The following is a 12,076-nucleotide window of genomic DNA, read 5'->3' as shown; positions in this document are numbered from 1 at the left end:
AAGTGAATAAATATTCATTAAGTAATTAAAAAAACAGGGTACTTTGCCCACCAACTGGTAGCAGCTTAATAGCACCCCAAAGGTTTTATGCCTCTACATTTTCGTTCAAACCAAAATTGGTTTTGATCATTCCATGAAAGTCTTCCAATGTCATGCTTTGACGAGCTTGCCAAAGTTGTTTGGCATCTTCGCCTGCTACATACTTCATTTGGTCACTTTCACTGGTGGCTGCTTCATAAATTACCTCAGCAATTTGGGCAGGTGCCGAACGTTGTAAAGCGCGGTTTTCGTCGGTATACGCCGCAAATATTTTTTCTAAGTGCTCGTTGTATGCCTCTATGTCGGTATCGGTGGTAGTCATTGCAAGCGAACGGCTGGCAAAATCAGTATTTACCCCACCAGGTTCTACCAAGCGTACCTTGATATTGAAAGGGTCTAACTCAAATCTGAGCGATTCGGTAAAGCCCTCCAAAGCCCATTTAGTACCGTGGTACAACGAAAAATAAGGCAAAGTAATTAAGCCACCAATAGAAGTAATATTGATAAACATACCTGCTTTGCGTGCCCTAAAGTGAGGCAATACTTCGCGGGTAACTCGCATTACACCAAACAAGTTGGTGTCAAACTGTCGTTCTATTTGAGCTTCTGAGGCGGTTTCAAAAGGTCCTGCCAAGCCATAACCCGCGTTATTAATCACTACATCTATACCGCCAAAGTCTTGAATGGCTTGGTCAATGGCTGCTTTTACCAACTCATTGTTGGTGACATCCAACTCATATAATTTTACATTGTCTAATTGGTTTAAATCGGTTTCTCGCTCTGGTCTACGCATTGTAGCCGCCACCTGCCAGCCTTTAGACTGAAAAAACTGAACGGCTGCTTTGCCTATTCCTGAAGAGCTTCCGGTGATTAGTACTGTTTTCATCTGATTTGTTTGGTTTTAGAGTTTATTAAAATGAATAATTATTCATCTATTAAGTAAAAAAATATTCCACGACTGATTTTCAAGCTTTTTACTCAACTTATGCCTTCATAGCATCCCATATTACTTGAAAAGAATGTTCTATTCGTTCTGGGGTCATTTCAAATTTTTGCACTACGTGTGCCTGTGCCAATTGGCGCACAAAACCTGCCATTAAACCCAGCAACACTTCATTTTCTATGGGTTTGATCAACAATTCCTGCTTGCCTCTTTCCATTAGTTCAATGATGGGCAACATTTTGGTCTGCCCTATTTGTTTTGCTCCTGGCTAATATAAGGCGAGTGGTAATATTGCTCCATAAACACCCCTTCTTTGAAGCTTGCCATTTTGTTTTTCAACGCATTGACAAATAGCTTTTTCATGCACACCTTGATGGGTTCGGTAGGGTCAAAGCCTACAAACAGGTTTTCGGTAGTTTGTTTTTTTAGATGAAGATAAAGTTGATTGATGAGTTCTTCTTTATTTTTAAAATAAATATACACTGTTCCAGTAGCCAATTTAGCTTCCTTAGCAATCTTGGCTACCGTAATACCAGCAATGCCCACTTCCTGAATTAAGTGGAGTGTCGCTTCATAAATCACCTCTATTTTTCGCTCATCTTTAACTCTCACGATGCAATGATAGTGAACATTTATTCACTATACAAGTAAAATGAATATTTATTCATAAACAAGCGCAAAAAAACCCAAACAGACAGGTTTCGCGAGCGAAACAACCATTTGGGTAGTGTAATTTTGATAAGATTAACAATCCTCCAAAGCTTATGAGTTAGCCACCGTACAAGTAGTACAATTGCCAGGGAAAAAGTTTTATGAGAGATTTCTTCCTATAGGGTCAGTATGGCTTACTCTCTCTGTTTACCTTATGTACCCATAAGCTTGAGTCTTGCAAAAATAACCTGCATAAGATCATTACATATCTTTGCTTACGTCTACTAATTTATACTTGGACTCATATACTAAAGAAATATGCCACAGTGGAGTTATTTTTTTTATTTTTTCGATATTTTTTTATCAAGCTATTGACTATCAACTACATAAATCTATCAGAAAAAGTAATTTTCGACTATTTTTCGATAAAAATAGCCCTTATGCAAGCGTAATACATCTCTTGCAACATTCAAGAAGTTACCGAATCGATTTCAGGCAAATAATGAACACGCAAAGTGCAAAAGTACAGTGGAGTTTAGCTTGAAAGAATAAGCAGGCATAGCTACTTGCCTTTAAAGTTTGCTTTACGCTTTTGAATAAAAGACATAATGCCTTCGGTATGGTCTTTAGTTTTAGAGGCATGGTCTTGGTAGGTGGCTTCCATCTCTATCATGTGGGGTAAGTCTGATTGGTACGCTTGGTTGAGTAAACGCTTCATCATACCTATAGCCTTGGTAGGTGCCTGGGCAAAATAAGCCAGTTCTTCAGCCAGCACTTCGTCTAGGGCTTCAGCAGGCGCTACCCGGTTTACAATCCCCCACTGCTCAGCTTCTACAGCAGTAAGCGGTGTGCCTTTGGCAGCAAGTTCGAAAGCCTTGTTTCGGGGCAAAAGTTGTGACAAGAAATAAGATGCCCCAGCGTCCATTACTAACCCTATATTTACAAATATCTGCACCAGACTTGCGTCTTCGCTGGCAATGATCATATCGCAGGCAAGCGCCAACGAACAACCTGCCCCTGCTGCCACTCCGTTCAAACGACAAATCACGGGTTTGGCAAGGTGACGCAATGCTTCTATAATGGGCTTATAATTTTGGTTAATGATCTCAGAAGGTGCCCTTCCTTGCATGTTTTCGGGTGCTTTGAGGTCGTGCCCGGTACAAAACCCTTTGCCCGCGCCAGTAAGTACAACTACCCTTACGTTGGTATCATTGGCAGCTACCTTAAGGGCTTGCACCAATTCGGCAGATAGTTGGTTGTTAAGTGCGTTGTATACCTTCGGACGATTGAGGGTAATGGTGCAGGTGTTGTCGGTTACCTGATATAAAATACACTGGTAATCGGCAGTTTTTTCGGTGTTCATTCAAAATATTTTTAAGGGTGGAAATTTTGGCAAAGACTACAAAAGTACCAGTACAGTGATAAAGTTTACTACAAAGCCCATGAAAAAACCAGCGGCTACCTGTGCAGGGCTGTGTGCATCAAGGTAAAGGCGAGCTGTCATAACCAACCCCACCAATATAGTGGCAATCAAGATAGGGTAAAACAACGCACTTTCGCCCAGACGATAATTAAAGCCAAGCAATATGCCTAGTATACCACTCATACCCACACTATGGGCGCTTATCTTCCAAAAAAAAGTGATAAGAGTAAGTAAAAGCAAAGAGAGGGTGACGCTTGCCAACACTAGAGTGATGAAAGGGTTTTGCGCTTTTATTTCAAACAGTACTGTAGCTATTACATAGATCAAACTGGTGAATACAAATACCCAGCGTCGGTCTTGGCGGTTCTGCATGTGCAGGTTTACCTCTGGATAGGTTTCCAAAGATTCGTCTTCGGTTTGGTATTTGGGTTGGGGGGTTTGTATTTGGCGCGACAACAACCATATGGCGGCAGTGCACATTGGAAATACAAAAGTCATGATAAAGATAATGCCCAAAAAAGGAAGCTTGAGCGAGTGGCTCACTGGAGCTACTGTAGGAGAAGTAAAATAAAACAACACTGCCAACAGTATAGAAGGCAACAATAAAGGATGTAAGACCAGCGATATGAAGTAAGCCATTCGCTGGCTGTTTATATCTTTTTGCGAATTATAGGGGAATATTTGTTTTCTTGAAATCACACCAACTTGTTTTTATTTTGAGCAACCACCAGCGTACAACTATCTATTACTCAATTCCTGGGCATCAGGTTTTGGGTCAAAATAAGTAGGCTTGCTTTTGAGCGGTTACCTAGTAACAAACAAAATAAGTTATTTGATTACAAGATTACAACTTTTTTCGTAGACGAGCTACAGGAATTCCTAATTGCTCGCGGTATTTTGCCACAGTACGTCGGGCAATTTTATAGCCTTTTTCTTTGAGTAACTTTTCCAGCTTATCATCAGAAAGAGGTTTTTTCTTATTTTCAGAGTTTACTAATTCTTTCAATACATGTTTTACCTCACGGCTACTTACGTCTTCGCCTGTTTTGGTAGAAATGCCCTCAGAGAAGAAATATTTAAGTGGATAAATTCCAAAGTCGGTTTGGATAGACTTGCTGTTGGCCACCCTTGATATGGTAGAAATATCCATGCTGATTTTATCAGCAATATCTTTCAAAATCATTGGGCGGAATTTGCTCTCATCACCTTCCAGGAAAAATTCATATTGATACTCTATGATGGCGTTCATTGTTCTGAGCAAAGTTTGCTGACGTTGCTTAATAGCGTCTATAAACCACTTAGCTGCGTCTAACTTTTGCTTTACAAAAGTCACCGTTTCTTTTATTTTCTTGTCTTTTTTGTCGCTCTTGCTGTAGGTATCCAGCATTTCGGCGTAGGTTTGGTTAATGCGTAGCTCAGGTGCATTGCGCGAGTTGAGCGAAAGCTCCAGTTTACTGTTATTGTTGGCAAGAATAAAATCAGGAATGATGTATTGCCGTTGGGCAAAAGAACTGCCAGACTCTCCACCGGGTTTGGGGTTGAGCTTGGTAATGGTATCTACTGCTTTTTTGAGTATTTCGTCGCTGGCATCCAGCTTTTTCTTTATTTTATCGTAATGTTTTTTGGTAAACTCCTCAAAACAGTTTTCTACAATTTTCATCGCGGCTTCGCTTACTTCTCCGTCGTCATCGCGGCGCTTAAGCTGAATCATCAAACACTCTTGCAAGTCGCGGGCGGCAATGCCCGGAGGATCAAAATATTGAACCTTGTTGAGTATTTGCTCTATTTCTTCTTCGGTGGTTTCTACATTTTGCGAAAAAGCCAGGTCGTTTACAATCGCTTCAATAGCCCGGCGAATGTAGCCATCGCCATCTATGCTTCCGATGAGTTGCTGGGCAATGGTTTTTTGACGCTCGTCGAGTCCCAAAAAGCCTAATTGAATCAGGAGGCTGTCGTTGAGGGTAGTACTCATGGGCAAAGGTATTTCTTTATCTTCTTCGCGTGAAGCGCCATCGCCATACATTTTATAGCCGTTCATTTCTTCTTCGTGGAGGTAGTCTTCTATGCTGATTTCTTCCTCCATGTCTACTTCTGGCTGCTCGTCATAGTCCTCATCGTCGTTGTCTGAGCTGTCAGAATTAGACATTTCATCTTTTTCTTTCTCTTTTTCTTCTCTTCCTTCTTCCAGTATGGGGTTAATCTCTAATTCTTCTTCGATGCGGGTATGAAGCTCAGCAGTAGGAATCTGTAGCAACTTGATAAACTGAATCTGCTGTGGAGACAGTTTCTGTACGAGTGATGTGCTTAGGTTTTGTTTTAGCATAAGTGAAATCTCCTGTTAATTTTTAAAGGTGTCAAAGTTATTCTAGTACTGTGTAAAAACCGTACCAGAAAATTTACTGCTGGTATAATTATTGCTAGAAAGGTGATTTTTTTGCTAAAATAAGTTATTAATCCAAAACTTAAAACAATATTCGCAAAATAATTTAGCAGATGAGTTCAACAGCTCAGAACAAATTCACTGTTAATCTAACTTTTTATTTACATATCTATTGAACACAAAAACTCACTTTTTGTCAGGTAGTTTGATCATTTTACTGACAAAATAAGCAAAGCTTTCCTGATAGATATCCCTTTATGAAAATATTTTATACCTAGAACAAGCACTCAAGCATCACAACATAAAACAATCAATAAATAGCTATATTTTTTGAGTTGTTGTCCCTTCTCTTGTTAGTATAAAAGCCTGGGCAAAAGTGTTGTTTGTAGTAATATTGACACCAAGATACTTTCCAGACGTAAAAAAAGGGAAAAGGGTGTAAAAATATGGAAAGTTTGAAGAAAAATTGGTCATTATTCTTAACTGGAGGCTGCCAAGTTGGGGCAAAAGTTGTTTTTTGGCACCTAGGCCATTTCTTTGAGGTAGTGTCGTTACCTACCACGTTCTCAATGAGCCTACCCAGATGAACCAGACACTTGCTCAAACAGTCCTTAGAATACTTATAAGGGTTATTAGCCCAGTTATTTTTTAAGGTCAAAAATACGAGCAAATTATGTGCGTTGTTTGATATAACATCAGGAATATTTCCACGCCAAGTAATTAAAGAAAAGAGAGGAGAGGAGAGGAGAGGAAAACGATTGACCGAAAGGTAGCAATGAGAAAAGAAAAGGCTTTTACCAAGAAGAAGTAAAAAAGGTTGAAGGATCTAGGGTTGAAGGACCACAAATACAACAATACTTTGGTTGGTAAAAGCCTTGGTGATTTTGATAGCGGCTGTTGTATAAGTATACGCTATGCCTTGACATACGACTGAAAACACGCGTAGACAATTCGTAGACACCCCCATAGACAAAGCATAGACAAAACACCATTTTGCGTTTTTACACCTGTAATTCGCCGAAAATTCTACATTTTGACTCTCAATAGAGGTTCCACAGGTATTATTTGCTATTTCTTGTTTTTTGTACAAAAAAATTTTGTGGCTAAATACCCAGGATGATGAAGTAAATATTGCCTGGAAGTTAAGTTTTTAAAGGAACTGCAGCTATCTAAAAGTAACAGACACTGGGCACAAAGCAGCGTCAAAGGGTTGAAAGCCATTATGTTAAAAAAAGCTTTTTTCAAGAGGTCTTAGGTTGAAAGTTTGATTACCAGGTTATTTTTTTGTTATTTTGGCCTTTAACATGTAATTAACAGCAGTATGTAATTGAAAAAATTATCTTTGGCGGTGTTTTAAACCAAAACCATTTGTTATGAAAAACCTACAAAGATTTGCTATACTACTTGTTGTGATTATTACCAACCTGTCTATAGTTTATGCCCAAGGTATGAAGAGGGTAAGCCCCGCTGCCACAACCAAAGGCACCATTAATGGTACAAAAGTTGAAATCAAGTATTCTCAACCTGCAGTAAAAGGACGCAAAATTTGGGGAGGGCTAGTAGCCTATAACAAAGTATGGCGTACGGGAGCTAACGAAGCTACAACTTTTGAAATAAGTAAAGATGTAAAAATACAAGGCAAAACCTTGGCAAAAGGCAAGTATGCATTGTTTACCATTCCGGGAAGTAAAGAGTGGACAATTATTTTTAATAAAAAAGCCAAACAATGGGGCGCTTATGACTACAACAAAGCAAAAGATGCGTTGCGAGTAAAAGCTACTTCCCAAAAAAGCAGTACAAACCAGGAAAGGTTGACTTTTAAGATTGAAGGCAATCAAGTAAAAATGCGCTGGGAAAAACTTGTATTGACTTTTAAAGTGAAATAACATTACATAATCAAGAGATATAAATAAAGACAATCAAGTCTTTCAATAATATTAAAGGAAAAAGGGTTAAGTAAATAAGTGTAATATAATTTAGATGTATTGACCTGTTCGATTTTATCGGACAGGTCTTTTTGGTTTTACACTTATCTATAACCAAAAAATCCCTTCACAACTTTCATTGCAAAGGGATTGTCATTACTGAGCACATTCTCAAAATTGCGACTTTTTGCTCAAGGTTTGCCGCTACTTACTAAGCCACGGGCACATCTACCACTTCTGGTATATCCTTACGTTTTTTTACCATACCTATAGGCAAATACCGTTGAAAAGCATATTGGCTTTTATCCCAACCAGCAAGCAGTGCCTTGGCACGGTGGCTATGGGTAGCTGTCTGGTATTGCTCAATGGCTTGTTTTAGTTCGTTTAACTCTTCGCTGTTGAGCGGGTACTTTTGTAGGTATTCCTGGTTGACAAACTTTTCTTTTTCCCCAAACACAATCACTTCACCCCCTGTCATTCCTCCACCAATGTTGTAAGAGGTAGTGCCCAAAATTATTACCTTGCCCTGGGTCATATACTCGCAAGCGTGCAAGCCTACCCCTTCTACTACTGCAAGAGCCCCACTGTTACGCACGGCAAAACGATCGCCTGCCAAACCATTGACAAACAGGGTACCTCCGGTTGCCCCATACAAAGCACAGTTGCCAATAATTACGTTATGTTCGGCAGCAAAAGTGGCTTCTCGGTGAGGACGAATGACCATTTTACCGCCTGACATGCCCTTCGCTACTGAGTCGTTGGCTTCGCCATAAAGCGTAACGTCCAGGTTGTCTACCATAAATACACCAAACCCCTGACCTGCGCTTCCGGTAAAAGTAGCAGTAATTTGTTGGGTATAAGGCGTGGGAGCTTCACTGTCTGCTTTTTGCGAGGTAAATTGATGGCCAATGTTTTGGTGTTGCCGTAAGGCTATAGCTCCGGCAAGGGTGGCAAGCACGGCACGGTCTACCGCCATAATATCATAATTGAGTGAAATGGGCACATTTTGACTTAAGCTCACCTGAGTGGCTTTTACCATCTCTTGGTTCAGCACATTTACTTCGTCTACAAAAGGGCTGTCGAAATGTTGGGTAATTGGATCATAAGGAATGGGCTCTGATAAGAAAAAGCCCAAGTCCAGTTCTTTCTCTCTGATAAGCCCCGCATGGGTGGGGTTGGCACCCAGCAAATCGGTGTTGCCAATGATGCTTTCCAGCGACAGCTGCCCGATTGCCTTTAATTCTTTTTGTACATCTTCGGCAATAAAACGCATCATCTTTACAATGTGTTCTTTGGTGCCTTTGTACTTTGCTTTGAACCGCTCGGCGTGGGTGGCGATGCCTGTAGGGCAGGTGTTTTTTTCGCATACCCTTGCCATTACACAGCCTTGGGCAATAAGCAGCAGTTTACCAAAATCGTACTCTTCAGCGCCTAAAATGGCCGCCATGACAACGTCTTTGCCTGTAGCAAGGCTCCCGTCGGTTCTGAGCACTATCCCACCCCTCAACTGATTGTGCACCAATGCCTGATGTACTGCCCACAAGCCAAACTCCCAGGGCAAGCCAGCGTGTTTCATAGACGAGAGCGAGGCGGCTCCCGTGCCACCATCACCACCTGACACATGAATCACATCAGCCCCAGCTTTTGCTACCCCTACAGCTACGGTGCCTATACCAGCTCCCGATACCAGTTTTACGGTTACTTTAATACCTGGCTTGAGTTGCTTGAGCTCATAAATGAGCTGTTTGAGGTCTTCTATGCTATAAATGTCGTGCAAAGGTGGAGGCGATATCAGGTCTACTCCCTCTGACGAATGGCGGGCAAAGGCAATTTCTGCATTGACTTTTTTACCCATCAACTGCCCACCCTCTCCTGGTTTGGCTCCTTGGGCTATTTTTATTTGTACCTCATCGCCTGACACCAGATACAAAGCATTGACTCCAAACCTACCCGAAGCCACTTGTTTGGCGGTAGCCGAAATGCCTTCGGTGTAATAATAAGGGTTTTCGCCGCCTTCGCCACTGTTACTCCTGCCGCCTATTTCGCGCATTGCCAAAAATATATCGCGCTGGGCTTCGGCACTTAACGCCCCAAAAGACATGGCTCCAGAACCAAATTTTCGCATGATGTCTTCTTTTGGCTGTACTTCACCTTTCTTGTCCTCTTTTTTTGGGGCTCTTTTGGGGGCTGGTTTTAGTTGAAACAAATGACGAATATGTACTGGCTCGTCGTTGTGCCCCAGTTCTAGGTAATCATTATAGAGTTTTTGGTCAGTTGTAGTATTACCTTCGCTACGTACCAACTCATGCACTACCTTGGAACGCACATTGGTCATGGCGTGTTTTTCGCCTGCCTGTCCACGAGCGTGTTCTTTAAACAAATAATTGTTGATGAGTTTATCGGCTTCTTCGGCTTGTTTTGCCTGTTCAGTATTACGTAACACATTGTCTACAATGCCCTTGAGGGCAATGCCACTGAGCACACAAGTAACCCCGCTAAAGTAGCGTTCAATAATCTGACAACTTACGCCAATGGAGGTAAACAACTGAGAGCTTTGGTAGCTTTGCACCACCGAAATGCCCATTTTAGACATAATCTTCAGCAAACCGTTTTCATAGGCATTGATCAGGTTTTGTTCTTTTTGACTAGGCGACAGTTTTGCCAGTTTTTTATCGTCTTCGTAGCGTGCCACCTCTAGGGCAAGGTAAGGACACACTGCTGCGGCTCCCATACCTATAGTAGTAGCTACGTGATGAGTAGTACGTATTTCGCCTGAATGAATGACCAAAGAAAACTTGAGACGCAAGCCCGATTGACGCATGTGCTCTACCACGCTGCGCAGGGCAAGCAATACCGGAATAGGTGGGTGGTCATAATCAGCATTTTGGTCGCTCAAAATCACTACTGACACATCGTCTTCTACAATGGCCTTTTTTACTTCTTTGTTGAGTTGATCTAAGCGATTTTGGCAACCTACCGCTCCATACTCCCGCTTAAAGCTAATGTCAAACACCTTCGAAATTACTTTTGACGAAGTATTGAGCGCATTTAGACTTTCTACATATTCCATCTGTTTGAGACTCAATACAGGGCTGGGTAGCTCTAGTGCCATTGGAGGAGGGATCAAGTCTTTTTTGGCGAAAATATTGGGTTGTCTCCCCAAATAGGTTTTCAAGTCAGTGACATAGCGTTCCCGAAGGTAGTCAAGGGGTGGATTGGTAACCTGGGCAAAGTTATGGCAAAAATAGTCAAAAAATGACCTGGGTTCGGTTGAAAAAACCGCCAAACGTGCTGTATCTCCCATGGAGCCTATGGGCTCTTTGCCCTCGGTGATCATAGGAATCAGTATTTTTGAATAGTCTTCTTTAGTATAATTAAACAAGTGCTTCTTGTGCAAATGCTGGGGCGCTTCCTGTTCGGTGTCGCTGTAAGGCAGTGTAAAGGTACGGTGATCGAAATGTACGTCAAAATTTTCGGGCGTTTGGCTAGGGTCGGTAAAGTCTTCTTTGCCCGTGTTGAGGTTAAAATGCACCCCAGTACCCGCTTGTAAGGTTCCTTTTTGTAAAATGTCTTTTTCTTTGATCTGAAAAGAGCCTGCCTCGGAAGAAAGGTAAAAGAAATCGTTGGTCATTGCCCAGCGGCAAGGCCTGAAACCGTTCCGGTCAAGTCGTGCCCCCAGGCTTCGCCCGTTTGAGTAAGTAATCAACGCTGGACCATCCCAGGGCTCCATTACCCTGCTCCAAAATTTATAGAAAGAGTTGTCGTGGTGCGCAGGAGGCATCATAATCGCCAAAATCTCTCCCAAACGTGGAATACTACTGCGATACTTAAGTGCCTCTACCATCTCGTTGAGGCTGCCCGAATCGCTGACCCCTTCGTGAGTTAACAGTTCACCTTCAAAAAGCCCCAAAGTCATTTCTCTGGACAATGCCCACGAACGGTTACCCGTAATGGTATTGATCTCGCCATTGTGTCCAATCAGACGAAAGGGCTGAGCCTTGTCCCAAGAGGTGGTAGTATTGGTACTAAACCTGCGGTGAAACAAGCCAAAGCGGCTCTTGAAAGCAGGGTTTTGTAAATCGAGGTAAAACCTATCAAGGTCTTTTGATTTGCACAGTCCTTTGTATACTACTGTGTTTGCCGATAAGGAGGCAAAAAACAGTTCGCAAGCCTCACTTTGCTGGAGCTTGGTACGGGTATATTGTTTGGCTACGTAGAGTAATTTATCAAAAGAAGTGTTGGTTCGGCAATGTGCAGGGCGGTCTAGGATGGCATGCATAATGTAGGGCATTCCTTTGCGGGCTTCTTCGCCAAGCACTTCGGGGTTTACAGGAACTTCGCGGTATTCTAACACTTTCATTCCCATAAAAGCAAAGGTATCTTCAAATATTCGGAGCGATTTGCGTCTTCTTTCACGGTTTTGAGGGGCAAACAAGGTAGCCAAGGCTATAGTTTGACGCTCGTAACCTAATAACTCGAAAGGTATGTCGAGCATTACACCTGCCCCATCACCTGTTACCTGATCGGCACTGCAGGCTCCCCGATGTTCTTCGCACTTAAGTGCATGTAAGGTTTGCTGTATAATTTCATAACTATAGTTTGTATGACGGCTGGCTATAAACCCAACCCCACAAGATGATTTTTCATAATTTGGATCGTAGAATTGCATAATAAAATAGTATTATCAGTAATGTAATTATTGATATATTTATATA

Annotated in this window: 8 protein-coding genes; 1 reads left to right on the top strand and 7 read right to left on the bottom strand. The window is 41.8% G+C overall.

Annotated features, from left to right (window positions below):
- Positions 1-85 precede the first annotated feature (85 nt).
- From M23134_RS14205 to rpoN, 6 genes are all read right to left on the bottom strand, one after another.
- Positions 86-925 (bottom strand): SDR family oxidoreductase, encoded by an 840-nt coding sequence (locus M23134_RS14205; protein WP_002697226.1) that lies wholly within the window; start codon positions 923-925, stop codon positions 86-88.
- Between the two features lie 97 nt (positions 926-1,022).
- Entirely contained in the window at positions 1,023-1,220 is a 198-nt protein-coding gene (locus M23134_RS14200) for a hypothetical protein (RefSeq protein ID WP_002697224.1), read from the bottom strand.
- 11 nt (positions 1,221-1,231) lie between these two features.
- Entirely contained in the window at positions 1,232-1,594 is a 363-nt protein-coding gene (locus tag M23134_RS14195) for a TetR/AcrR family transcriptional regulator (protein WP_002697222.1), read from the bottom strand.
- Positions 1,595-2,195: 601 nt separating this feature from the next.
- Positions 2,196-2,996, bottom strand: a complete 801-nt coding sequence (locus tag M23134_RS14190; RefSeq protein ID WP_002697221.1) for an enoyl-CoA hydratase/isomerase family protein — start codon at positions 2,994-2,996, stop codon at positions 2,196-2,198.
- A 36-nt stretch (positions 2,997-3,032) separates the two neighbouring features.
- Complete coding sequence (locus M23134_RS14185) at positions 3,033-3,695, bottom strand: phosphatase PAP2 family protein (protein WP_002697220.1); 663 nt, start codon at positions 3,693-3,695, stop codon at positions 3,033-3,035.
- 205 nt (positions 3,696-3,900) lie between these two features.
- Positions 3,901-5,379 carry an RNA polymerase factor sigma-54 gene (rpoN, locus tag M23134_RS14180; RefSeq protein ID WP_002697219.1) on the bottom strand — a complete coding sequence of 493 codons (1,479 nt, stop codon included), beginning with the start codon at positions 5,377-5,379 and terminating at the stop codon, positions 3,901-3,903.
- Positions 5,380-6,809: 1,430 nt separating this feature from the next.
- On the opposite strand from rpoN, the gene M23134_RS14175 reads away from it, so the two are divergent.
- Complete coding sequence (locus M23134_RS14175; protein ID WP_002697217.1) at positions 6,810-7,322, top strand: DUF2911 domain-containing protein; 513 nt, start codon at positions 6,810-6,812, stop codon at positions 7,320-7,322.
- Positions 7,323-7,572: 250 nt separating this feature from the next.
- On the opposite strand, the gene gltB is transcribed toward M23134_RS14175, so the two are convergent.
- Positions 7,573-12,030, bottom strand: coding sequence for a glutamate synthase large subunit (gene gltB / locus M23134_RS14170; protein WP_002697216.1), 4,458 nt, complete (start codon positions 12,028-12,030; stop codon positions 7,573-7,575).
- Positions 12,031-12,076 lie beyond the last annotated feature (46 nt).

This window comes from Microscilla marina ATCC 23134, assembly GCF_000169175.1.
In the GTDB taxonomy this organism is placed as follows: Bacteria; Bacteroidota; Bacteroidia; order Cytophagales; family Microscillaceae; genus Microscilla; species Microscilla marina.
Note: the sequence above shows the minus strand (reverse complement) of the source record. Positions and strands in the feature narration are given on the sequence as shown.